Origin of the sequence: Janthinobacterium sp. BJB304, from assembly GCF_002735765.1 — a bacterium.
GTDB lineage: Bacteria > Pseudomonadota > Gammaproteobacteria > Burkholderiales > Burkholderiaceae_D > Janthinobacterium.
Genome location: NZ_PDZN01000009.1, coordinates 1 through 24072, shown reverse-complemented (window position 1 = coordinate 24072; position 24072 = coordinate 1). Strand labels below are relative to the sequence as shown.

Sequence of the window (24072 nt, the reverse complement as noted above, 5' to 3'; positions counted from 1 at the left end):
CCTAGCGCTGCGCGATGGCGTTGCTGCGGTATGGCGGCAAGGCGTCCACGCTGACGCCCTTGCTACGCGCGTACAGGGGCAGCACTTGCGCCATGTGGCTGTTCATCTGCGAGATGCGATCCTTGCCCGACGGGTGCGTCGAGAGGAACTCCGGCGGCGCGCCCTTGCTCACTGCCGCCATTTTCTGCCACAGGATGACACCGGCGCGCGGGTCGAAACCGGCGCGCGCGGCCAGGTCCATGCCGATCAGGTCCGCTTCGCGCTCATCGTCGCGCGAAAACTTCAGCATCACGCCCTGCGCCGCCATATTCGTGGCGGTGCTGGTAATGCTCGGATCGACACCGAGCCAGGCCGACAGTCCGGCGCCGGCCAGCTTGGCGCCGACGGCGGCCAGGTTGCCCTTGCCCGCCTGCGCCTGCGAGTGTTCGCGCAGCGCATGCGAGATTTCATGCCCCATGACGATGGCCACTTCGTCGTCGGTCAGATTGAGCTTGGTGATGATGCCGCTGTAAAAAGCGATCTGCCCGCCCGGCATGCAAAACGCATTGACCTGGTCGGAATTGAGCAGGTTGACCTGCCAGTTCCAGTCGGCCGCCGCCTCGTTCCAGCGCGTGGCGAACGGGATGATGCGCTGGGCGATGGCGCGCAGGCGCCTGACTTGCGGGTCGCTGTCGGGCACCAGCGCATTTTTTTCCTTCGCCTCGTTGACCAGTTGCGCATATTGCTGCTTCGATTGTTCATTGAAATCGGCGCCGCCGGCAAAGATGCGCGACGTCGACAACGGACGCACCTTGATGCCATCCTGGACCGTCGCCTGCTGGGCGTGGGCGGACAGGGGCGCCAGCGCGGTGGCCGCGCACAGGCTGGCCAGGATGGCGTAACGTTTAAGGGATATTGGTGCCATTGGCAGACCTCCATGGAGCAATTTTAGGCAGCATCATCATGGCCGGAAAGGCCAGGAAGAAGCACACGATGAAAAACGAGAACCAGCCCAGCTCGGCGACCAGAAAGCCCACCGAGGCATTGATCAGGGTGCGCGGCACGGCGCTCAGGCTGGAAAACAAGGCATATTGCGTGGCCGTATAGCGCGGGTCCGTGGTGCGCGACAGGAATGCGACAAAGGCAGCCGCGCCCAGGCCCAGGCTGGCGAAAGCTTCAAAACCGATCACGGCGCTGAGCAGCATGGTATTCGGTCCCACCTGCGCCAACCAGGCGAAACCCAGAATCGCGATCGCCTGCAGCGCGCCAAACACCCACAGGCCCCGGTTGATGCCCAGCTTGAGCATCCACACGCCGCCCACCACGCCACCGGCCAGGCTGGCCCAGAAACCCGTGGTGTTGGCGGCCAGGCCGATCTGCGTCATGCTGAAACCCAGATCCAGATAGAACTTCGTCGCCAGGGCCGTGGCCATGCTGTCGCCGATTTTGTAGAGTAATACGAAGGCGAGTATCCACATTGCGTTACGCCAACCATCGCGTGCGATGAATTCCTGGAACGGCAGGATGATCGCTTCGCGCATGGTCTTCGGCGGCGAGCCGTACACGGTGGGTTCCCTGATCAGCACGGTGCACACGAGGCCCGGCAGCATGAAGGCGGCCGTGATCCAGAACACGGGCTGCCACGGCATGCGGTCGGCCAGGATCAGCGACAGCGCGCCCGGCACCATGCCCGCCACCTTGTACGCATTGACGATGACGGCGGCGCCCAGTCCCTGCTCGTTATCGGACAGGATTTCGCGCCGGTAGGCGTCGATGACGATATCCTGACTGGCCGACAGAAAAGCCACGCCGCCGGCGGCGGCGGCGATCAGGCCGATCTGCGTGAGCGGGTCCAGCATGCCCATGCCGCCGATGGAAAAGAACAGCGCCACTTGCGTGAGCGCCATCCAGCCGCGCCGGCGTCCCAGTCCCAGGATGCGGTAGCGGTCCATCAGGGGCGCCCACAGGAATTTCCAGATATACGGGAACTGCACCAGGGCGAACAGCCCCAGCGCCTTCACGTTCAAGCCCGACTTGGCCAGCCATGCCTGCAGCAGGTACAGCAGGATGAACAGGGGCAGGCCGGAACTGAAGCCCAGCACCAGCACGGCCAGCATGCGGCCATTGGCATAGGAACGCCAGCCAGGCGCCGGGCTTGTGCTCATCAGTGCACCGCTTTTTTACGCAGGCGGAAGACGGCCAGGTCGCCACGCAGGTTCGGCAGCACGGAAACCATCTTGCCTTCGGCCAGGGCTACGCATTCGATCACTTCCAGGCCGCATTCCTCGGCCAGTTCGCGGAAGTCGTTGATGGTGGCGCAGCGCACGTTGGGCGTGTCGTACCACTGGTAGGGCAGCGACTTCGACACGGGCATGCGGCCTTTCAGCAAGGCCACGCGGTGCGGCCAGTAGGCAAAGTTGGGGAACGAGACGATAGCCTCGGCGCCGACGCGCACGATGTCGCGCAGCAGCGGCTCGACCTGCTTCATCATCTGCAGCGACGACAGGCACAGCACCGTATCGAAACTGTTGTCGCCAAAGATGGCCAGGCCCTTTTCCATGTCCTGCTGAATCACGTTCACGCCGCGCAGGGTGCTGGCCAGCACCTTGTCGTCGGCGATCTCGATGCCATAGCCGCTGCACTCCTTGTCGCTTTGCAGATACTGCAGCATCACGCCTTCGCCGCAGCCCACGTCCAGCACATGCGCGTTGTTCGGCACCCAATGGGCGATGAAGGCCAGGTCGGGGCGCAGCGCGCTCAATTCGTCAAAAGTCATGCGGTCTCCTTGGCGCCCTGGCGGACGGCGGTGTGCGGTGCAGGAGCGGGCAAGCCCGCCCCGATGTCGTTCCAAACCTGGCCATAATAGGCGCGCACCATGTTCATATAGCGCGGATCCTCCAGCAGGAAGGCGTCGTGGCCGTGCGGCGCGTCGATTTCGGCATACGTGACCTGGCGGCGGTTGCACACCAGCGCTTCGACGATCTCGCGGCTGCGTTCTGGCGAGAAGCGCCAGTCGGTGGAAAACGAGGCGAGGAAGAACCTGGCCTTGGTACCCGACAGGGCTTTGGCCAGGTCGCCGCCATGTGCGCGCGCCGGATCGAAATAGTCGAGCGCCTTGGTGATCAAGAGGTAGGTGTTCGCGTCGAAGTACTCGGAGAACTTGTCGCCCTGGTAGCGCAGATACGATTCGATCTCGAAGTCGATGCCGAAGCCGAATTTGTAGTCGCCCGTCTGCGCCGCGTCGCGCAGCTTGCGGCCGAATTTCTCGGCCATGTCGTCATTCGACAAATACGTGATGTGGCCCACCATGCGCGCCACGCGCAAGCCGTTCTTCGGCACCACGCCGTGCGCATAGAAGTCGCCGCCATGGTAATCGGGGTCGGACAGGATGGCCTGGCGCGCCACGTCATTGAAGGCGATGTTTTGCGCCGACAGCTTGGCCGTCGAGGCGATCACCACGCAGTGGCGCAGCCGCTCGGGGAACATGATGCTCCACGCCAGCGCCTGCATGCCGCCCAGCGATCCGCCCATCACGGCGGCGAACTGGGTGATGCCCAGTTCATCGGCCAGGCGCGCCTGCGCGCTGACCCAGTCTTCCACCGTCACGACAGGGAAGCTGGCGCCATACGGCTTGCCGGTGGCGGGATTGGTGTGCATGGGGCCCGTCGAGCCGAAGCAGGAGCCGAGGTTGTTGACGCCGATGACGAAGAACTTGTCCGTGTCGAGCGGCTTGCCGGGGCCGACCATATTGTCCCACCAGCCCGTGCTTTTCGGCTCGTCCGCATAGACGCCGGCCACGTGGTGCGAGGCGTTCAGGGCGTGGCAGACCAGCACCGCGTTCGATTTGTCGGCGTTCAGGGTGCCGTAGGTTTCATACATCAACATATAGTCCCGCAGCGATGCGCCGCTTTGCAGCTGCAGGGGTTGCGCAAAATACATAGTTTGCGGCGAAACGATTCCAATGGATGACATGTGTGTCGGTTTATAAAAGGGAGGCGGCCCCACGGGCCATGGTCGATGCGGCACCGCGATGATAGGTGCTGCAACTTTAACATCAGGACATATCTTGCCGCGCGCGATGTGTCCTGATGCTTAAGGTGACAGTTTACATGAGCTGAAGTTGATGGACAGCTTCCGCGATCACATTTGGTTCCATCGAACGCATAATTTTGCGCATTTGTGGTGCAATCAGACCCAGGTCGCTGTTGAGGATCTCTTGCTTGACCGCCAACAGCTGGGCCGGATGCATGGAAAACTCGCGCAGCCCCATGCCCAGCAGCAAGCGCGTGAGCTTCACGTCGCCCGCCATTTCGCCGCACACGGCCACGTCGATGCCCGCCTTGTGGCCGGCCGCGATCGTCATGGAGATCAGCTGCAGCACGGCCGGATGCAGCGGATTGTACAAATGCGCCACTTCGTAGTCGACCCGGTCGATGGCCAGGGTGTACTGGATCAGATCGTTCGTGCCGATCGACAGGAAATCCATGCGCTTGACGAACATGGGCAGGGCCAGCGCCGCAGCCGGAATCTCGATCATGGCGCCCACTTCGACCTCGTCGTCGAACTTGACGCCCTCCTCGCGCAGGCTGGCCTTTGCTTGCGCGATCATGGACAGCGACTGGTCGATCTCGAACGCATGCGCGAGCATCGGGATCAGGATGCGCACCTTGCCGAAGGCCGAGGCGCGCAAAATCGCCCGCAGCTGCGTCAGGAACAGCTGCGGCTCGGCCAGGCAGTAACGGATGGCGCGCAGGCCCAGGGCGGGATTCAATGCCGTATGGTCGGACTGGTCGAGCGGCTTGTCGGCGCCGATGTCGAGCGTGCGGATGGTGACGACTTTTCCCTTCATCGACTGCACCGTGTTGCGGTAAGCCTCGAACTGCTCGTCCTCGGTGGGAATCTTGTGGGCGCGGCCCATGAACAGGAATTCGGAGCGGAACAGGCCCACGCCGCTGGCGCCCGACTCCAGCGCAAACGCGCAATCCTCGGGCAACTCGATATTCGCCAGCAGGGTGACGGGCGTGCCGCATTTGGTCACGGCCGGCGTCTTTTTCAGCTTGCCCAGCTTCTTGCGCGCGCGCTGCATGGCCACCTGGCGCTCGCGGTACTGTTCCAGCACCAGCGCGCTGGGGTTGGCGATGACGACGCCGGCGTCGCCGTCGATGATCAGCCAGTCATCCTGGTCGATCAGCATCGACGCCTGCGACATGCCGACGGCGGCCGGGATGTCGAGGCTGCGCGCGACGATGGCCGTGTGCGAGTTCTGCCCGCCCACGTCGGTGATGAAGCCGATGAAGGAGCGGTCGCGGAACTGCAGCATGTCGGCCGGCGAGATGTCGTGCGCGACGACGATCATCTGCGCCATCAATTCGTCTTCGGCCGCGGCCTTGGGCAGCAGCTGCTCCGTGCCCAGCAAGACCTTCAATACGCGTTCGGCCACCTGCTGGATGTCGGCCTTGCGTTCGCGCAGGTACGGGTCTTCGATTTCATCAAACTGCGCCGACAACTCATCGATCTGCGTCAACAGCGCCCATTCGGCGTTGTAATGGCGCTTGCGGATGATGTCGAGCGGCGCTTCGGAAATCATCGGGTCGGAGAGGATCAGCGCATGCACGTCGATGAACGCGCCCAGCTCCGTGGGCGCATCCTTGGGTAGCTCGTTCCACAGGGTCTGCAGTTCCTTGTGGACGGTGGCGATGGCGCTTTGCAGGCGCTGGACTTCGGCTTCGATCTGTTCCTGGGCGACCAGGTAATGTTTGACGTCAAGGGCGGCCGGCGCCAGCAGATGTGCGCGGCCGATGGCGATGCCGCGGGAAACCGGGATGCCGTGGAGCGTGAAAGATGCCATGGGTTGACCTGTCGGAATGCGGCTGCGGCTGCGTTCGGCGGGCATTACTCGCCTTCGCCAAACCTGTCATTAATCAGGGCGGTGAGCGCATCGACACATGCCTGCTCATCATCGCCCTCGGCTTCCAGGGTCACTTTCGCGCCCTTGCCGGCGGCCAGCATCATCACGCCCATGATGGACTTGGCGTTGATGCGGCGCGCGTTGCGGGTCAGCCAGACGTCGCTCTTGAACTTGGCGGCGAGCTGGGTAAATTTGGCGGAGGCGCGTGCGTGCAGTCCCAGCTTGTTGATGATTTCGAGTTCTCTTTGAATCATTTTTGTATGGTCTCTATCCCTGAATGCACTACGCTGATGACAATCTTGGCCTATAAAACCCGCCGCCTTCAGGGCGGCGGCCATGTACTTCCTTACTCGCCCACGCGAATGCGGTTATCGACGCGCACGGCGCCGCTTTGCGCGCCGGCCAGCGCCATCTCCACCACCACGTCGAGCGTGTCGCGGCGATACGTGATGGCGCGCAGCAGCATCGGCAGGCTGATGCCGGCGATGACTTCCACCCTGCCCGCATCGGCCAGCTTATTGCAGCAGTTCGACGGCGTGCCGCCCTTCACGTCGGTAATCACCAGCACGCCGGAACCGTCGTCGAGACGGCAGATGGCGTCCGACGCCAGCTTTTGCACTTCCGCCAGATCCTGGTCGGCGACGACGTCGATGGCTTCAAACCGCTCCGTTGGACCGCGAAACACATGCGCGCAGGCGGCGATGAAAGCCTGTCCCAGCGGTGCATGTGTCATGAGCAAGATCCCTACCATAGTCATTTCACCTTCTAGCGCTGCTGCGCTTGCGCAACGCCATGCTCGACGGCGTCGACAAACATGGCAGCCACATCAAAACCCGTTTGCTGCATGATTTCCTGGAAGCAGGTCGGGCTGGTGACATTGACTTCCGTCAGATAGTCGCCGATCACGTCCAATCCTACCAGCATCAGGCCACGCGCGGCCAGGATCGGGCCCAGCTTTTCTGCGATTTCCAGGTCGCGCGCCGTCAATGGCTGCGCCACGCCCGTGCCGCCGGCGGCCAGGTTGCCCCGCACTTCGCCCGCCTGCGGGATGCGCGCCAGCGAAAACGGCACCGGCTTGCCGCCGATGACGAGGATGCGCTTGTCGCCCTTGACAATGTCGGCGATAAAACGCTGCGCCATGATGGTCTGCGCGCCGTTCTCGCTCAAGGTCTCGATGATGGCGCCCAGGTTCAGGCCATCGGCCTTGACGCGGAAGATGCCCGTGCCGCCCATGCCGTCGAGCGGCTTGAAGATGACGTCCTGGTGTTTGGCGTGGAAGGCGCGCAGGCGCGCTTCATCCGACGTCACCAGGGTCGGCGACGTGAATTCGGAAAACTGGGCAATGGCCAGCTTTTCATTGTTGTCGCGGATGGCGGACGGCTTGTTGAAGACGTGCGCGCCCTGCTTTTCCGCCAGTTCCAGCAAATACGTGCCGTACACGTATTCCATGTCGAATGGCGGGTCCTTGCGCTCGATGATGGCGTCCAGGGCCGACAGGCGCACTTCCTCGGTCGAGACGACCTTGTACCAATCGTGTTCGTCGCCCGTCAGCTCGAGGTGGTTTACCCGTGCCGTGACGATGCCCTCTTCCAGCGCCATGTCCTTCTGTTCGAACGCGTACACGGCATGACCGCGTTTGGCCGCCTCGCGCATCATGGCGAAGGTGGAATCTTTGTAAGTCTTGAAGCCTGCCAGCGGGTCGGCAAGGAATGCAATTTTCATGGTGCGTCCAATCGGGGAGCCTGGATAAGGAATGCTTGATTCTAGCCGAGATCGCCAGGTGCGGTAGTCACCGCGCCCGGCAAGCTGCGGGGAGGGATCAATACACCTCGGGATTCGGGTCCGTGCGCTCCATTTCCAGCGACGCGGCCAGCAAGGCCAGGCGCGCCACCACGCCATACACATAGAAGCGGTTCGGCGCGGCCGTGCCCGGCTTGGCCTTCAAGTCCGGCACGGCATGCTGCTGGGCAAACGCCAGCGGCACGTACTGCGAGCCGGGCGCGTTCAGGTTCTGGTCGACGCCCTTTTCCGCGTGCACGCGGTAGAAACCGCCCACCACATAGCGGTCGATCATGTAGACGACCGGTTCCGCCACGGCATCCTTGATGCTTTCAAACGTGGGCACGCCTTCCTGGATGATGACGTCGGTGACGACCTTGCCGTCCTTGACGATGGACATCTTGTCGCGCTGCTTGCGCGACAGGTCGCGCACTTCGCTGGCGTCGCGCACCGTCATGATGCCCGTGCCATACGTGCCCGCATCGGGCTTGACGATGACAAACGGCTTTTCCTTGATGCCGTATTCCTTGTATTTCTTGCGGATCTTGGCCAGCAGCACGTCGACGCTGGCGGCCAGCGCATCTTCGCCCTCGCCTTCCTGGAAATTGACGTCGCTGCACTTGGCGTGGAAGGGATTGAGCATCCACGGGTCGACATCGATCATCTTGCCGAATTTTTTCACCACTTCATCGTAGGCCGTGTAGTGGTTGCTCTTGCGGCGCAAGGCCCAGCCCGCGTGCAAGGGCGGCAGCAGGCTTTGTTCATGAATATTTTGCAAGATATCAGGGATGCCATCCGACAAGTCGTTATTCAGCAGAATCGTGCACGGGTCGAAATCCTTCAAGCCCAGGCGGCGGCCGTTGTTCAGGCGCACGAGGGGCTCGATGACGAGCATGTTGCCGTCCGGCAGGGCCAGCGGTGTCGGCTGGGTGATCTCGGGCGACCACGAACCGAAGCGCACGTGCAGCCCCGTCTGGCGGAAGATCTGCATCAGGCGCGCCACGTTCTGCAGGTATTGCGGCGTGGTGTTGTGTAATTCCGGCACGATCAGCAGGTTGCGGGCGTCCGGGCAATACTTGTCGATGGCAGCCATGGCCGCCTGCACGGACAGGGGCAGCATTTCCGTGGCCAGGTTGTGAAAACCGCCAGGGAACAGATTGGTATCGACGGGCGCCAGCTTGTAGCCCGCGTTACGCAAGTCTACAGAGCAATAGAAGGGCGGCGTGTGTTCTTGCCACTCCATGCGAAACCAGCGCTCAATGGCCGGCGTCGCGGCCAGAATCTTTTTTTCGAGGTCGAGCAGCGGTCCGGTCAGGGCCGTGACGAGATGGGGAACCATAGTTACATCCTTAAATTATGTGCAGTATTCAAAAAAGCACACAGAACTGCCGACTATATTACCGTGTAAGTACCCCAAATCGGGGCAAAACCCTTGTTTTAAAGACCTTTTCCATTCCCACAACGAAAAAAAGGCACCTCAATGAGGCGCCTTTCTGGCCGGACATGCCGCGCCGGGGCGCTGGCATGTCAGATCCTTGTTATTTAACCATGATACGCTTGCTCGCCATGGCTGGTGATGTCGAGGCCTTCGCGCTCTTCTTCTTCCGGTACGCGCAAGCCGATGACGATGTCGACCAGTTTATAGGCGACGACGGAGACGACGGCCGACCAGACGATGGTGGTGCCGACCGCTTGCGCCTGCACCCACACCTGATGACCGATCGAATACGGATCGGCCGACATCTTGTTCGTCACATAGTCGAAGATGCCCTGGCCGCCCAATTGTGGTGCAGCAAACACACCCGTCAGCAAGGCGCCGAGGATACCGCCCACGCCATGCACGCCGAACACGTCGAGCGAATCGTCGGCGCCGATCAGGCGTTTCAGGCCATTCACGCCCCACAGGCAGACGATACCGGCCAGCAGGCCGATGACCAGGCCGCCCATCGGGCCGACAAAGCCGGCCGCCGGGGTGATCGCCACCAGGCCGGCCACGGCGCCCGAGGCGCCACCGAGCATGGATGGCTTGCCTTTGCTGATCCACTCGCCAAATACCCACGACAGGGTGGCGGCGGCAGTGGCCAGCAAGGTGTTGACGAAGGCCAGGGCCGCCACGTCGCCCGCTTCCAGCGAGGAACCGGCATTGAAACCGAACCAGCCCACCCACAGCAGCGAAGCGCCGATCATGGTCATCGTCAGCGAGTGCGGCGCCATCGATTCGCGGCCGTAGCCAACGCGCTTGCCGATCATGATCGCACCCACCAGGCCGGCGACGGCGGCATTGATGTGCACCACGGTGCCGCCGGCGAAGTCCAGCGCGCCTTTTTGCCAGATCCAGCCCGCTTTCAGGGCTTCGCTGGCCGAGGTGGCGGCATTGGTGATCAGGTCAGGACCGGTCCAGAACCACACCATGTGGGCGGCCGGCAGGTAGGCGAACGTGAACCACAGCACGACGAAGGCCAGCACGGCGGCAAACTTGGCGCGCTCGGCAAACGCGCCGACGATCAGCGCACAGGTGATGGCGGCAAACGTGCCCTGGAAGGCGACGAAGACGAACTCTGGAATGACGACGCCCTTGCTGAAGGTGGCGGCGGCGGCAAACGTGCCCTTTGCCGGATCCCAGATACCGTTCAGGAACAGGCGGTCGAAGCCACCGAAGAAGGCGGTTTTTTCCGTAAAGGCGATCGAGTAGCCGTAGATACACCACAACACGATGACCAGCGCGAACACCATGAACACTTGCATCAGCACCGACAGCATGTTCTTCGAGCGCACCAGGCCGCCGTAGAACAGGGCCAGGCCGGGGATGGTCATCAAGATCACCAGCAAGGTGGAAATCATCATGAAGCTGGTATCGCCCTTGTTGGCGACGGGCGCGGCGGCTGGCGCTGCAGCGGCAGCGGCCGGCGCTGCAGCCGCCGGTGCTGCTGCGTCAGGCACCGGCGTGACGGCGGGGGCGGCAACGGCCGTGGTCGTGGCTGCCTCGGTCTTGACAGGGGCATCGGCAAAGCTTGGCGCGGCGACGCCAAACGCGCACACACAGGCAAACCCAGCGAGCAATTTTGTTATATTTTTACGCATCAATATTCCCCTTAGAGCGCTTCGTTACCGGTTTCACCGGTACGGATGCGGATGACTTGTTCCAGGTTGTAGACGAAAATCTTGCCGTCGCCGATTTTACCGGTACGCGCAGCGCCTTCGATCGCTTCGATGGCCTGGTCGACAATGGCGTCATCGACGGCCGCTTCAATCTTGGTTTTTGGCAAAAAATCAACGACATACTCGGCGCCACGGTAGAGTTCCGTGTGGCCTTTCTGGCGGCCGAAACCTTTGACTTCGGTGACGGTAATGCCTTGCACATTGATAGCCGACAAGGCTTCGCGTACTTCGTCCAGTTTGAACGGTTTAATGATTGCAGTAATCATTTTCATGGCAGTCTCGCTTAAAAGGTTTTGGATACGGTCAGCACGAGACCGGATTTCGCCAGATTCTTGCCATTCGGTGCCAGCGACGTGATGTTGGCCTTGACGGCGGCCAGAGCCACGGTCACCACGCCGAAATCCTTGGTCACGCCGAACTTGACATCGTTATAGCTGAGGGCATCGTTGTGCGCGACTTTCTGGCGGCCGATATGCACGTTCATGATGTAGCCGTCGATCAGATCGAAGTTGCCGCCCACATCGAGGTAGCCGCTGTTCTTGCTGTCAGGCACGCCGAACAGATTGGTCGTCGAGTGCGAGTACTTGATGTACAGCGGACCATAGCCGAGCTGACCGTACAGCTCGAAGGTGTTCGCGTTGGTGCTCAGCCCATTCGACGGATAGAAGTAGTACAGGCCGCCCACATCGTAGGTGAAATCCTTGCTGATCTCGCCTCGTTTGCCGCCGTAGATATCCCATTCCAGGTTGGTATCGCCGCCGCCGTCCTTGATCCATTTGATGCTCGACAGCCAGCTCCCCACGTACAAACCCGTCGGGTTGTGGGTATAGTCGGCGCCGCCGCTGATGGCAGGGTCGAGACGGCTTTGCGACACGCCACGGTAGCGGTAGTCGCTGGTCAGCGCCACGTTGTAGCTCACCACGTTATCAGGTACGGCTTCGGCCGCAGCAGGCGCCGCCACTGCATCCTGGGCCATGGCGCTGCCGCACATGGCGGTCATGGCCAGCGTCAACGCTGCAGCTAAAGTCATGTTCTTGGACAGATTCTTCATGGCGATTCCCTTTTATTGAACTTTTAAAGCGGTTGAGGTTTAAAATCTTGGCTGGAGATCACAAAGCGTTCATACCTTCTTTAGCAGAATACGTGCCAGCTCTCTTGCCACCTTGACAGGTGCGTTTCCGGCCATACATACCCTGCAAGCCGCTGGGCATGCGGAAATACGCTGCTGAAGCGTTGTGGATTTGCCTATTTTCGCACCAGATTAACACCGCTGTGCACCGCAATGGTGCGATGCACATGCCGCACCATAAAAGGACTGATCATGGACATGAATACCTTCTTTAACGACTTGCAAGGCAAGATCCACCAGGCCATCGAGAACTCGCCGGCCAAGGATATCGAGAAAAACGTGAAATCGATGATGACCCAAGGCTTCGCACGCCTCGATCTCGTCACGCGCGAAGAATTCGATATCCAGGCGCAAGTGCTGGCCAAGACCCGCGCCAAGCTCGACGCACTGGAATTGCGCCTGATCGAACTGGAAACCCGTCTGAACGAACCCAAGGCCAAGGTGTAAGGTTGTAAGGTTGTAAGGTTGTAAGGTTGTAAGATTGTAAGGTGACGCCAGCCAGACCACGTTACTGACGGCCTTGCTGGCATAGCTCAAGCCTGACGGCGTTTCACGCGCTAGACTGAGACTGCCCGCGCCCGCGCTACAGGGGAGTTTGATGAGTCTGGCCGTCCTGAAAAGCCGCGCCCTGGCCGGCATGGAAGCGCCCGAGGTAAGTGTCGAAGTCCACCTTGCCAACGGTTTGCCTTCATTTACCATTGTTGGCCCGATATACACTAAAATCGGTGCATGACAAATATCGCCTACTCATATATAAGGTTCAGCCATTCCAGCCAGCAGCACGGTGGAAGTCTTGAACGACAAGACTCAAGAGCTATTGAGTACGCCTCTCGCAAGGGCTTGACACTTGATACAACGCTGAACATGCGAGACCTAGGAGTATCAGGTTACACAGGCAAGAACATCACAGATGGTGCGCTGGGTAGCTTCGTCAAGGCGATTGAGTGCGGCACAGTGCCGAAAGGCTCCTTTCTACTCATTGAAGACATTGATAGGCTCTCACGCCTCCCGGTGATGGAGGCTCTGGACGTATTCCAGTCCATCATAAAGGGTGGAGTAACAGTCGTGACACTGAAAGACGAAAGGGAGTACAGCCGAGCCAGCCAGATCAACAACTGGCTTGAACTTATGCCTATCCTTGTATCGATGGGGAGAGCGCACGAGGAGTCCTCGCGTAAGTCAACACTGCTTGGCAGTGCTTGGAGAAGGAAGAAGCAAGCCGCTGCAGACGAACTTAAGCCAATGGGCAACAACGCTCCTAGGTGGCTGGAGTACGTTAAAGAGGACAAGGCCAACGGCATCAGTGCCTGCTACAGACCCATCCCAGAACGTGTTGCTATCGTGAAACGTATCTTCCAATTATCGATAGACGGACGGGGACGGACGGCCATAGCTGCCATCCTGAACACTGAAGGCGTACCAGCTTTCAAAGGCGGACTGTGGGGAACGACTCAAATTAGTCGTATCCTTAAAAGCCGTGCCGTGCTTGGTGAGTACCATCCTAAGACTATGCGCAAAACAACTGGCCATCCTCCCGTCATTGGTTACTTTCCACCAGTGATAGACGAAACCACCTTCAATCGGGCAGCATCAGCCAACAAAAGCCGCCTCATTCAGCGAACGACGAAGACTACCAGGGACTTCAATGTGTGGGCTGGCATAGGAAAGTGTGCGGCATGTGGCGAATCAATGTACAGCATCACGAAGGGGAAGTTACCAGATGTGGGACGTATCTACAGTGTGGGAGAGAAAAAGCCACCTCCTGTGTACACCTATCTGACGTGCTCAGGCAAGCGTACTGGCTGCAAGGCAAAAGCTATCAGGATTGAAGCAACGGAAATGGTCTACCGTGAAATTCTGGCGAAGGTAGGCGACAAGTCACTATCGGAGGACAAGACCGCAGCACTGGCAGGCCGTCTTGAGGCTGCGCACGGGAGGCTGATCGTTGAGGAGAACAAACAGACTCTGATGGCGGAAGGATTAGAAGTGGCGTACAGCCTGCCGTTAGCGAAAGCATTACACAAACTACAATTCAGCATTGACCAGCTTAAAGAAGAAATTGCCGACCTCAAACTATCACTGGCTGCCGATACCATCGATGACAAGGCGGCTTTCTTCGCTGCATTCGACCTGACTAATAGAGACTTACGTCAAAAGTCTAACGAGCTTTTGAAACGATTGAACATCATTGTCAAGATTGATGGTGGAGCTGGTCGCTACAGTGTGGAGCAAGACAAGGTGAAGATACTGGACATCTTCGATAGCATGGAGCAAGGTGTGATGTTCTACCCAGCCACTCCAGCCACACAGGCTACAGTGTGGACACAAGAGGATGTGTTTACCCCACCATTTGATCCCGATCCAGAATACAGAGAAGACGACTTTGTGAGCGAAGGTGACTGGGGCGATAGCGTAGTCCCTGACTAGCCTACTGTACCAGAGTACAGATAACACACCTATCATCTACCTGAAAATGCCAGTGCGGAAAGCGGCCTATTTGTTAAGCGAACGCACTTTCTTCTTCTTAGAAATTTATTGGCAAATATCGCATTGTGAGTGCAGGAAAAGGCACGATTGCCAGGAAAAGTTGCCCACCTTTTGATATGACACTGTAAAATAATTCAAAAAATACTTGCAAATTCACATGAAATGTGCTTGACTTTTCAGGTGAGTCGTGCTAAGATCATAAATAATTCAGTAGGGCAATCTTAATCGGTTGCCCTTTGTCGTTTACGCTCACAGAAATGAGCATCTCAACATAAGGAACAACAAGTATGTCCACAAAAGCAGTCCCCGCATTCGGCGGCAAGCTATGCACCCCCGAATATTACGCCTCGATCATCAGCATAATTAACGTGCTACGCCCCCTCTCAAGCTTGGCAACCATCGCAAAGCACCTAGATGCCCAAGGCTTCACAATGCCATCAGGCAAGGCCTTCAATCGAGGGGGCGTGAGTAACTTTATCTCCAACAATATCAAAAAAGGAATCTAAACATATGACAATGACAACTAACAAGCCTTTTGCCCTGAAACTATCCGGCAACTCCCATCGAGTATTTCAGGAACTGTGTACGCACGTAAGAAACGGATACGTCATCAATCCTGACGCGGCAGTGGATGTTATCCCCGCTACAGGCCAAGCATTCATCCATCTAATTCTGGGTGAGCCACTCAAGTTTGCCGAAGAAGCCGCACAGCAAACGATCAATGACGCCCTAGCACTGGAACAAGTAGAGTTCGAACGCCGCGTGAAGGCTGAGGCGGCACGCATAGTAGCCGAGGATAAAGCTACCACAGTCCGCAAGCAACTGGCCGAACAGGCAGCACAGCACGCCAAAGAAGTAAAGCGCTTAGAAAAAGAGTTGGCAGCAATCCAGTAACACCATCCCGGCCACCGTCCGGTAGCCAGCCAATTCGGCACAAAATACCCGCTAATCGCAGTCTGATGAATCCCGCCTCGATCAAAGGTATGGATTTGTTCGTCTGCGATTTTGCATTTTTAAAGGAAGAGATATGGAACGAGCATTAAGAACTAACCCTTTGTCTGTCGGACAGCACATCGTCACAGCAGATGGCAGCAACCTAGAAAGGCGATTTGTGTATATGGACTCAGAATCATGGGAGGCACTACGGAGACTGTGCATGCGCTCAAAGCTAAGCGGCAGTCGAGTAATTTCTCAACTTGTCGCAATCGCAGATCAAAGCAGAACTAGGAACGCACAATAGAATTGATTTACAGGCGATTTAAAGCCCCTACAAGCACAAAATAAATCCCGGCAATAGGAAGCCCTAGCCAGGACATAAAAATGGCTTGTGAAGTCTTAATTCCATGGATCAGCATTAAGCAACAGCATAGTGCAAAGGCAACTGAGCTTAATGAGTTTTAGACAATGAAACACTCAGCGAATTAGAGGGTTTCAAATTGAAAAGAAAATAACCATTCCCCCTATGATAGCACGCACTTTACATATTCATATGAAGCACATAAAAATTGAGATGCCTTCATAGGAGAAATCGCTACATTTCACCGCAATAAAGAAAATCTGTAATAGATAGTAGAGACAGGAGCATGTAACTATAGTGTGTAACCAGTCTACTAGAACAGCAAGAACAAATAAGGAGATAAACAATAAATGAAGAAAGAAGAAACAGTCATAACCCTAAAAAATGGAGGTATGCATAATCAACCTAAATACAAGCTTATGAAGGAGATGGTTGATAACAATAAGTTCAAAGAGGCACGACTGTATCACCTCATACTGACAGGTGCCACCGACCCAGCAGTGTATAGAGCAACATGGAAGACTGTTGTTGAGAAACTAAGAGATAACGGTATGCCCTGTCAGTGGCATAGCTGCATAGAGCGTGATGAAGATAAAGATATAGATGGTAAAGGACTACACATGCACATTTTTATGTTGATTGAATGCAAAGATCAAAACCCTTGCCGAAGGTTCCTGAACCACCGCTCAAACAGCAAAATTGAGCCTATCATGGAAAGGAACGGCGTGAAGTTCTACATTGCACCTCCTCGCTCGTCAATCCATCGCACTAAGAGAAAGCAACGCCAACTGAGGTACGCCACGCTCGGGAGCAAGGAGAAGATTGCAGACTGCAAAGTATGGATTTCTTACTTAGTAAAGAATCGATCTAAAGTAGCTGGAATGAGGAACATTTACAGCGCCAGCAGGGATCGCAGCAGCACATAGGCAGGAAAAACTCCAGCCTCGGAGATATGCTCCCCGCCTTAAAGATGCCAGTTGTAAGTATTATCATTCCAACGAACTACCTATGCTACGAAGAATAAATTCCTAACCATGGGAGTCCTCAGGTATGAATCTATTACCGCAAGAGCCACATGAAAATGTATTCTCCCATTTTCGGTACGCCTCTAGCTTATCCTTGTTTTCTGCCTCATATAGCTCAATGTCTTTCTGAGTTGGCGGAGCAGTTGACGAACGTGCGATAAAGAAAAGTGCTACAAACATGGAAATTACCATGAGGAATACAGTTCCGGTTTTCGCACCAGAAATATTTGCCATAACACCAATTAATACTATAACTACGCTACCACCAAATAATAAGGACGCTGCATTATTTACACTACTAGATACAAGGGGTGGCACAAAGGGCGGTGCTGCACGCCTAGATGCATCAGTTTGCTGAATCCCTGACACAGTACCATTTGTAGTTATTTTTTGTCGGCCGATTGTGTTCAATGTTCCAACTGAGTTCACCGAAGTATTGACATTAGAAAGACCATCACTATGTATCACGGAGAGCTTTTTGGCATGCGGAGCGCCGCACACGGGACACGTAGTGTTTAAAATAGTCATTTATTCTTCCTATGATTAAATTTATCAAGAGTGAAAACCTACTAACAATCTAGGTCTTCTATTTTGCTTTTGCCGGGCAAAGAATTTCGATGGATTCTTCCTTCTCGCCTACCTGAACAAGCTGCCGCTGAATTCGTTCAATTTGCTTTTCACAAACAGTACGAACCTCATACGCCTCAATGGCTTTTTTATTCTCACTACTCGCCTCTCTTGCATCGCCCAAATTACGATTCATCTTAGCCGATAGACTTAAAGAGTCACCATGAATTTTATTAAATTCAGAATTCTTCTTAGCTGAACACAGTTCCGCTAGGAGAACTTCTCTAGGTAACTCCTTTAACTCCTGATAATCAATAGGTAGACAACTACCAGCTATAGCAGCACCTGAAACAATAGATGTAGCCACTAGAACAAAGTATGTAAGTAAAGATTTGTGCATGATTTTCTCCAAATATCAGATTATGGTTGCGAACATAGTAACATAAATAGACTCAAACTCTGTAGACTCAAAGTAGTCATCCACGCACGATTCTACTCGTGCATACAGACAAAAACGCCCCGGCCAAGCTCACCGGAAAGATACAGTTCGGCCTAGTACTCAAACACAGGCGGGAGAGCTTGCGGCTATCTCAGGAGGCCGTAGCAGAGAAAGCTGGCCTGCACAGGACGTACATTAGCCAAGTCGAAAGGGGCGTTCGTAATCTATCCATTGATAGCATGGAACGCTTAGCAGAGGCCGTAGGGATGGAAGTATGGGAAATGCTCCGTCCGTAGCACAGCCACATCAACAGGCAGCAACACTGCCAATTCAAAACAGATAGCCGCTTATCATTAATGCCAGACGAGAACGCTACATACAGCGCCGTCAAGGGTGGCTCACAGGGTATACCCCAACGAACCAATCAAACTAATCCATTTATATGGCTCAATAGGGTTGACTGTATGTGAGCCATGCATCAATATTGAGCCACACACCCAAATGAGCCACATAAAGGAACCACAATGAAAACAATCTACTACGGTCGCACCAGCACGAACGACGGCCAAACTAGTGCAAGCCAATACGACGACGCGAGCAAGCAAGGAGTCGATGAAAAGCATGTTCACGTTGACGAGGCTACAGGCGGCTATCACATTGCCCCATCAGATCGCCCAGAGTGGCGACGTGTTATGGATAAACTATCAGACGGTGGGGTGCTGTACGTTCGATGGCTAGATCGCATCAGCCGCCGCTATGACGAACTCAACCTTGTCATGCAGGAACTGATGCGCATGGGCGTCAAAGTCATCTGCACTCTAAATGGAATGACGTTCGACGGCACTGCTACCAATGCCATCGACAAAGCTACCCGAGATGCCGTACTGGCCTTCATTGCCGCCCAAGGCGAAGCTGATTACCTGAACCGCAAAGAAATGCAGAAGCGAGGCATTGAAGTAGCGAAGGCAGCAGGCGATGGACGTTATGTAGGCCGTGCCAAAGTTGCTGACCCGACTACCGTAGCGGCATGGCGTGCTGAGAATGGAGCAAGCATCAGGGTCACCGCTGCGCATTTTGAAATCTCTACGGCCACAGTCAAACGATACTGCACTACAACAACAGCGTAAGCCGATAAATTTTTTGACAACACTAATTCTCTGGTAGCAGCAGTGATCCAGCGGTACTATGCGTGCTTCTACCTAGACACAGGATCGCTAAATGATCTGGATCGCAGCGGGTGTCGTTCTCCTATTTTTGGTGCGTCATCTTTGGAAAATATATAACCACCCATCCAATGTGATGACTCGGCAAGCAGCCCACATGAATTGGGTAGTAGCAGGACGAGTAAAAAACGATAACGGTGGTAATGATCTATTGCTCTCCCGCAATTCTTACACCGCTCGTATAGCATGGCAAGACGGTACGCCGACACTCGTCAAGCCGCCTTGCACTGAACATTTCAGCAGCTTCATAGCGATAGAACACTGGATCTGTAAAGCTGAGAAAGGTACAAAACCGCTAGATATTCCTGGATCGTTTAAAGAGTACGAAGAGCAGGTATTAGATGCATTAACGCTACGAGACGCTACTGCTGTCGATGCCTATGACGTCTATATGCACTACCTTGAAGTCTCCACTTCAGACTTCGATTACCTGAATGCCTCTTTGGAGCTAATGCATGATGGATATCAAAATGGTATCGATCCAGCTATCATCGGAAGTACACTCATTAAGGCTCTGTTGACCGCTCCTAAGAGAGGCGAGAAACCTTCTGCCGTGTTGCGAAGAGTAGCATCACTTGGCTAGTTCGTAGCACCAAGCAACTCATCGGAGACTGCATGTCGTCTGTATATAAATACATTCCAGAACAGTACGTTGCAAACTTCCTTCGGGGCGAAGTGCTATTCAGGTCACTATCGTACTTTAGAGACTTGGAAGACGAGGAAAAGAAGGTACGGGGTGATATGTACGAGGGTACTAGACTGCACCAGAAGCCAGAAGGACTCGATCTGATGCTGAACGATGATCCAAAGCCAACTATTATGCAGGGATCGTTTGAATCTAGGGTACAAAGTGACGATATATTTGTGTTCTGTCTCAGTACAGTGCTATCTACAGACCTCGCCAATGACTTTAAGACGACAGCCTGTATCGAAATTCATAATCCCAGCTACCTCATAGGACGCATTCGCTCAGCGCTTGAGCGCCGCCCTTCCGTCAAAAACAAGAAGCTGCTACACGATACCGTACAGTATTACGGCCCTGAGCAAGAGGTAGGAGTGGCATGGGCCTTACCTGATCGTATTGCAATGTCAAAGACAAGGGACTACGAATGGCAGTCTGAATACCGACTTGCCTTCTCGATCAAGAACGCATTCGAAATAGGCACCACTCAGCATGCCTTTGTCCTGCCAAATCGTGAATGGGAAAAACTACCATCTTCCTACCCAGAAATGCTTTTAAAGGTTGGCGACTTACGGCGCTGCTGCAAAGTATGGGAGTTTGACACTAACGGCGTGCCCGTCGAAAAGCTTGGCAGGTTTTGATAGCACGCCTATTAAGTGGCTTACAGCTAGAAGACGGTAGAAGAGACTGTATTTTGGAGGCGATAAAAACCACTCGACCTGCGCTCAAACGCCTCCTAGCCATATTTCAGGGCATTCTGAGGCAATACCTTACCGCCCTTTCGCCTATTAAGTGAAGAATGCGACCTCGCAGCATACCCAGAATTGCCATAAGGCAACTCTATCGACTTCCATATTCAACGTTTCTGTAAATTTTTTTATAATTCAGGCCATATTGTATCTATGGCTACGCACGGGTATCGAAAATCTCACTGGAGCGGGCTTAGCCTTCAACCTGTTCGAAAGCATCACTCAATTTGAAGGTGAGAACATGCGAAGACATCGAAAGGTTGGGATAGAAATAACCAAAGCGGAGGGGAAATAGACGGGTCGTGCTCCAAACGCACAAGCAAGACTGCAAAGGTTGTTTCGTTCGCAGAAAAGGAACTGAGGAGACAAGAAATTACCGATACCACCAGTAAAGGTATTGCAAGCGTCTATCGAGTACTGAAAACTGTAAATTAAAAAGCCGAGAAATATAAATTTCCCGGCCCACGATACTATTCAACTACCGGTGTAACCATGTATCCGTGCATTAGCAATACAATCTACGCGATTTGTATATCCTTGCGTTGAAGCTCCGACAATTTTGCCATTTGCTGCCGTTCTCCTCCAACGCCAGCCCTTTGACGGATCTTGATAGAATTCCCATTTGTCATTCATGTGTCACCTCATCTTAAATGTTGGCAAACAATAAACCACATTAGAAATCGAGCTAAAAACTACATATAGTAGAAAAATCGTAGCCCTGTACTGATTGTAGTACTTTCTTAGCTGGTTGGCTACAAGAATCATTTTTTCAGAGAATGTATTACTCGTCCTCCTCCGTACTCATTGATTTCCCCAATCACTATTGAGAGACTCATTACATTCACACTAATGATTTTATCGACAAGCAAACTTTTTTGAAAATAAATTTGTGTAATTCGGCCCAATTATTACGATAGTCGGCCTGCCGGATACGGAAGTGAAGGAATCGCGCGACCGCGTCCGTGCCGCGCTGCAAAACTGCGGCTTTGAGATGCCGGCGCGGCGCATCACGGCCAACCTGGCGCCGGCGGACTTGCCCAAGGAATCGGGGCGCTTCGACCTCCCTATTGCCTTGGGTATCCTGGCCGCCTCCGGCCAGTTGCCGGGCGACCAATTACATCACTATGAATTCGCGGGCGAACTGTCGCTCTCAGGCCAGTTGCGTCCCATTCGCGGCGCGCTGGCCATGACCTTTGCCATGCAGCGCAGCCCGGCGGGCGCGCCACGCGCCTTCATCCTGCCGCAGGCGAACGCGGACGAGGCGGCGCTCGTCAGCGATGCCTGCATCTATCCCGCCCACAGCCTGCTGGAAGTCTGCGCGCATTTTGCCGCGCACGGCAGCCAGACCGCCCTGCAACGCCATCAGCCCATGCTGGCAGCGCACGTCTTTCCGTATCCCGACTTTGCCGACGTGCAAGGGCAGCAGCAGGCGCGGCGGGCGCTGGAAGTGGCGGCCGCAGGCGGCCATAACGTCCTGATGGTCGGGCCGCCGGGCGCGGGCAAGACCATGCTGGCCAGCCGTTTTCCCGGCGTGCTGCCGCCCATGAGCGACGAAGAGGCGCTGGAATCGGCTGCCGTGCATTCGCTGGGTGGCCACTTCAAGGTGGAACACTGGAAACGCCGCCCCTACCGCGCCCCGCACCAGACGGCGTCCGGTGTGGCCCTGGTGGGCGGCGGCAATGTTCCGCGCCCCGGAGAAATCTCGCTCGCGCACTGCGGCGTGCTGTTTCTCGATGAAATCGCCGAATTTCAGCGCCGGGTGCTCGATGTGTTGCGCCAGCCCATGGAATCGGGCGTGATCAACATTTCACGCGCGGCCCGCCAGGCCGAGTTTCCTGCCCGCTTCCAGCTGATCGCCGCCATGAATCCCTGCCCGTGCGGCTATCTGGGCCACGCTTCGGGACGTTGCCGCTGCACGCCGGACGCCGTGCTCCGTTATCACAGCCGCCTGTCCGGCCCGCTGCTCGACCGTATCGACCTGCAGATTGAAGTGGCCGCGATGCCGCCGGCGGCGCTGGGCCGGCACGCCGGCGCCGGAGAAAGCACGCGAGCCATCGCCACAAGGGTAGCGGCAGCCTTTGCCCTGCAGCTGGCGCGCCAGGGAAAGGCGAATCAGCGCCTGAGCAGCACGGAAATCGAACAGCATTGTCGCCTGGAAACGCATGGCGAACAGCTGCTGCACGGCGCCATGGCGCGATTGCACTGGTCGGCGCGTACCTACCACCGCGTACTGCGCGTGGCGCGCAGCATCGCGGACCTGGAGGCTAGCCCCGGCATCACACAGCCGCACGTCGCCGAAGCGATCCAGTACCGGCGCGTGCTGCGTGAAATATAAGGCGGCCCGTAAGTGCCAAACGTGCACGATTGCGCGCGACTGGCGGCGCTGCTACCATCTGCTGATGAAAAAACCATCACTTGCCCTCTTTCTGGCTACGCTCGCGGCCGCCGGCGTCTTGTCCGCCTGCAGTCCGAAGTTCGACTGGCGCGACTACCGCAGCCCCGACGCCCAGTTCACGGCCTTGTTCCCAGGCAAACCGGCCGTGCTGACGCGCGAGATCGATCTTGATGGTAAGAAAATCAGCCTGACCATGACGGCCAGCGAGGTTGATGGCAATACCTTCGCCATCGGCAGCGCCGTGCTCGACAGTGCAGAACAGGCGCAAGCGGCCCTGCCCGCCATGCAGACTGCCCTGTTAAAGAATATTAACGGCACCGTGCGCAGCGAAAAATCGGCATCGACGGCCAGGAGCACGGCGGCAGGAACACACCAGCACAGTTCGCTCAGCATCGAGGCCAAAGGCACGCAGCAAGGCAAGCCTGTCTTGCTGGTCGGCCGTTTCGTGGCGCAGGATAAACGGATTTTCCAGATCATCATCCTCGGTGAAGAAAGCAAGCTGTCGCGTGACACCATCGACACTTTCATGGACTCGGTGAAACTGGATTGAGACTTAACGATCGCTTAAACGGGTATTTTCACCGTAAGCAAGCTCTTGTAAATGCGTGCGTTGTCCAACAGATGGCCCTATCCGGCTTGCAAATGTGCAATCCGGGCAATCGGACGGCCTGTGCGACATTTCAAGTCGTGATATTGTTTCGACACTAACAACAAGTTTCAGAAAGCGCTTATGTTGATCTCATTCAAATCCAAATCCTCCCCTGAAGTGCTGATGTACCAGGAACATGCCCAGCGCATCCTCGACATTCTGCACAAGAACCCCACGCGCGGCGTCATCACGCCAGCCGAAGCGGGCGATGCCCTGGCCCTGCTGGAAAAAGAAGTCGCGGAAAGCAAACTGCATCCGGAAAATGACGTCGAACACGATGCGCATACGCCGGAAACGCTGGAAGATGGTGAAACGGGTGCCCATGCGCGCGCGCAAAAAGTGCATTTCTCGCAGCGCGCCTATCCCTTGATGGAGATGCTGCGCTCGGCCAAGGCGGAAAATGAAAGCATCACCTGGGGCATCTGATTCGATGAATGCTGCAGACGAAAAAAAACCCCGCTGATGCGGGGTTTTTTTATATAACAAGCCTGACGATAACCTACTTTCACACTGGTTGCAGCACTATCATCGGCGCAAAGTTGTTTCACGGTCCTGTTCGGGATGGGAAGGGGTGGGACCAACTTGCTATGGTCATCAGGCATAAC

27 protein-coding genes, 1 rRNA gene and 1 pseudogene are annotated in these 24072 nt (G+C 56.0%); 13 read left to right on the top strand and 16 right to left on the bottom strand.

The genetic code is table 11. From position 1 onward, the window contains the following. Position 1: 1 nt before the first annotated feature. The 12 genes from CSQ95_RS12340 to CSQ95_RS12285 all read right to left on the bottom strand — a co-directional run bounded on the left by CSQ95_RS12340 (position 2) and on the right by CSQ95_RS12285 (position 11876). Positions 2–904 carry a M48 family metallopeptidase gene (locus tag CSQ95_RS12340; protein ID WP_099409738.1) on the bottom strand — a complete coding sequence of 301 codons (903 nt, stop codon included), beginning with the start codon at positions 902–904 and terminating at the stop codon, positions 2–4. Continuing rightward, complete coding sequence (locus CSQ95_RS12335; protein WP_099409737.1) at positions 885–2144, bottom strand: AmpG family muropeptide MFS transporter; 1260 nt, start codon at positions 2142–2144, stop codon at positions 885–887. Before CSQ95_RS12335 ends, CSQ95_RS12340 begins: the two co-directional genes overlap by 20 nt. Beyond that, on the bottom strand, positions 2144–2755 hold the full coding sequence (gene metW, locus CSQ95_RS12330; protein WP_070222822.1) for a methionine biosynthesis protein MetW: 612 nt from the start codon (positions 2753–2755) through the stop codon (positions 2144–2146). Before metW ends, CSQ95_RS12335 begins: the two co-directional genes overlap by 1 nt. Continuing rightward, positions 2752–3951, bottom strand: a complete 1200-nt coding sequence (locus CSQ95_RS12325) for a homoserine O-acetyltransferase (protein ID WP_099409736.1) — start codon at positions 3949–3951, stop codon at positions 2752–2754. The genes metW and CSQ95_RS12325 overlap by 4 nt, the downstream gene beginning before the upstream one ends. A gap of 133 nt (positions 3952–4084) precedes the next feature. Next, on the bottom strand, positions 4085–5827 hold the full coding sequence (gene ptsP / locus CSQ95_RS12320; protein ID WP_099409853.1) for a phosphoenolpyruvate--protein phosphotransferase: 1743 nt from the start codon (positions 5825–5827) through the stop codon (positions 4085–4087). A 44-nt stretch (positions 5828–5871) separates the two neighbouring features. Continuing rightward, the gene (locus CSQ95_RS12315; protein WP_034749416.1) at positions 5872–6141 is read right to left on the bottom strand and encodes an HPr family phosphocarrier protein; all 270 of its coding nucleotides are present in this window, start codon (positions 6139–6141) and stop codon (positions 5872–5874) included. Between the two features lie 92 nt (positions 6142–6233). Next, positions 6234–6638, bottom strand: a complete 405-nt coding sequence (locus CSQ95_RS12310) for a PTS sugar transporter subunit IIA (RefSeq protein WP_035824452.1) — start codon at positions 6636–6638, stop codon at positions 6234–6236. A 14-nt stretch (positions 6639–6652) separates the two neighbouring features. Then, on the bottom strand, positions 6653–7609 hold the full coding sequence (gene gshB, locus CSQ95_RS12305) for a glutathione synthase (RefSeq protein WP_099409735.1): 957 nt from the start codon (positions 7607–7609) through the stop codon (positions 6653–6655). A gap of 97 nt (positions 7610–7706) precedes the next feature. Continuing rightward, complete coding sequence (gshA, locus tag CSQ95_RS12300) at positions 7707–9005, bottom strand: glutamate--cysteine ligase (RefSeq protein ID WP_070222828.1); 1299 nt, start codon at positions 9003–9005, stop codon at positions 7707–7709. 203 nt (positions 9006–9208) lie between these two features. Beyond that, on the bottom strand, positions 9209–10747 hold the full coding sequence (locus CSQ95_RS12295) for an ammonium transporter (RefSeq protein WP_099409734.1): 1539 nt from the start codon (positions 10745–10747) through the stop codon (positions 9209–9211). Between the two features lie 11 nt (positions 10748–10758). After that, complete coding sequence (locus CSQ95_RS12290) at positions 10759–11097, bottom strand: P-II family nitrogen regulator (RefSeq protein WP_010393464.1); 339 nt, start codon at positions 11095–11097, stop codon at positions 10759–10761. Between the two features lie 11 nt (positions 11098–11108). Next, on the bottom strand, positions 11109–11876 hold the full coding sequence (locus tag CSQ95_RS12285) for a TorF family putative porin (protein WP_099409733.1): 768 nt from the start codon (positions 11874–11876) through the stop codon (positions 11109–11111). A gap of 270 nt (positions 11877–12146) precedes the next feature. On the opposite strand from CSQ95_RS12285, the gene CSQ95_RS12280 reads away from it, so the two are divergent. From CSQ95_RS12280 to CSQ95_RS29120, 6 genes are all read left to right on the top strand, one after another. After that, on the top strand, positions 12147–12401 hold the full coding sequence (locus CSQ95_RS12280) for an accessory factor UbiK family protein (protein WP_070289926.1): 255 nt from the start codon (positions 12147–12149) through the stop codon (positions 12399–12401). A 151-nt stretch (positions 12402–12552) separates the two neighbouring features. Continuing rightward, a complete protein-coding gene (locus CSQ95_RS29835; RefSeq protein WP_257218039.1) occupies positions 12553–12687 on the top strand; it encodes a hypothetical protein in 135 nt (44 codons plus the stop codon). Further along, on the top strand, positions 12684–14381 hold the full coding sequence (locus CSQ95_RS12275; RefSeq protein WP_099409732.1) for a recombinase family protein: 1698 nt from the start codon (positions 12684–12686) through the stop codon (positions 14379–14381). Before CSQ95_RS29835 ends, CSQ95_RS12275 begins: the two co-directional genes overlap by 4 nt. 347 nt (positions 14382–14728) lie before the next feature. Next, a complete protein-coding gene (locus CSQ95_RS12270) occupies positions 14729–14947 on the top strand; it encodes a hypothetical protein (protein WP_099409731.1) in 219 nt (72 codons plus the stop codon). Between the two features lie 4 nt (positions 14948–14951). Further along, on the top strand, positions 14952–15335 hold the full coding sequence (locus tag CSQ95_RS12265; RefSeq protein WP_099409730.1) for a hypothetical protein: 384 nt from the start codon (positions 14952–14954) through the stop codon (positions 15333–15335). Positions 15336–16088: 753 nt separating this feature from the next. Then, positions 16089–16664: a hypothetical protein gene (locus CSQ95_RS29120; RefSeq protein ID WP_143449961.1), complete on the top strand. Its 576-nt coding sequence runs from the start codon at positions 16089–16091 to the stop codon at positions 16662–16664. A gap of 102 nt (positions 16665–16766) precedes the next feature. On the opposite strand, the gene CSQ95_RS29115 is transcribed toward CSQ95_RS29120, so the two are convergent. Beyond that, the gene (locus CSQ95_RS29115) at positions 16767–17291 is read right to left on the bottom strand and encodes a hypothetical protein (protein ID WP_143449960.1); all 525 of its coding nucleotides are present in this window, start codon (positions 17289–17291) and stop codon (positions 16767–16769) included. Positions 17292–17349: 58 nt separating this feature from the next. Next, the gene (locus tag CSQ95_RS29110; protein ID WP_143449959.1) at positions 17350–17730 is read right to left on the bottom strand and encodes a hypothetical protein; all 381 of its coding nucleotides are present in this window, start codon (positions 17728–17730) and stop codon (positions 17350–17352) included. Between the two features lie 98 nt (positions 17731–17828). On the opposite strand from CSQ95_RS29110, the gene CSQ95_RS12260 reads away from it, so the two are divergent. The 4 genes from CSQ95_RS12260 to CSQ95_RS12250 all read left to right on the top strand — a co-directional run bounded on the left by CSQ95_RS12260 (position 17829) and on the right by CSQ95_RS12250 (position 20315). Then, positions 17829–18065 carry a helix-turn-helix domain-containing protein gene (locus tag CSQ95_RS12260; RefSeq protein WP_143449958.1) on the top strand — a complete coding sequence of 79 codons (237 nt, stop codon included), beginning with the start codon at positions 17829–17831 and terminating at the stop codon, positions 18063–18065. A gap of 228 nt (positions 18066–18293) precedes the next feature. Continuing rightward, positions 18294–18896, top strand: a complete 603-nt coding sequence (locus CSQ95_RS12255; RefSeq protein WP_099409729.1) for a recombinase family protein — start codon at positions 18294–18296, stop codon at positions 18894–18896. Positions 18897–18987: 91 nt separating this feature from the next. After that, on the top strand, positions 18988–19575 hold the full coding sequence (locus CSQ95_RS29105) for a hypothetical protein (RefSeq protein WP_143449957.1): 588 nt from the start codon (positions 18988–18990) through the stop codon (positions 19573–19575). A 32-nt stretch (positions 19576–19607) separates the two neighbouring features. After that, on the top strand, positions 19608–20315 hold the full coding sequence (locus CSQ95_RS12250) for a hypothetical protein (RefSeq protein WP_099409728.1): 708 nt from the start codon (positions 19608–19610) through the stop codon (positions 20313–20315). 582 nt (positions 20316–20897) lie between these two features. Here the strand turns inward: CSQ95_RS12250 and CSQ95_RS30350 are convergent. Further along, entirely contained in the window at positions 20898–21056 is a 159-nt protein-coding gene (locus tag CSQ95_RS30350) for a DUF1508 domain-containing protein (RefSeq protein WP_099409727.1), read from the bottom strand. Positions 21057–21324: 268 nt separating this feature from the next. Here CSQ95_RS30350 and CSQ95_RS12240 point away from each other — a divergent pair. The 3 genes and pseudogenes from CSQ95_RS12240 to CSQ95_RS12230 form a co-directional block, all read left to right on the top strand. Then, positions 21325–22758 (top strand): annotated as a pseudogene (locus CSQ95_RS12240) (YifB family Mg chelatase-like AAA ATPase); the annotation flags it as partial. A 64-nt stretch (positions 22759–22822) separates the two neighbouring features. After that, the gene (locus CSQ95_RS12235) at positions 22823–23368 is read left to right on the top strand and encodes a hypothetical protein (RefSeq protein ID WP_099409725.1); all 546 of its coding nucleotides are present in this window, start codon (positions 22823–22825) and stop codon (positions 23366–23368) included. Between the two features lie 180 nt (positions 23369–23548). Further along, the gene (locus CSQ95_RS12230) at positions 23549–23893 is read left to right on the top strand and encodes a DUF1840 domain-containing protein (protein ID WP_070224486.1); all 345 of its coding nucleotides are present in this window, start codon (positions 23549–23551) and stop codon (positions 23891–23893) included. 60 nt (positions 23894–23953) lie between these two features. Here the strand turns inward: CSQ95_RS12230 and rrf are convergent. After that, a 5S ribosomal RNA gene (gene rrf / locus CSQ95_RS12225) occupies positions 23954–24066 on the bottom strand. Positions 24067–24072 lie beyond the last annotated feature (6 nt).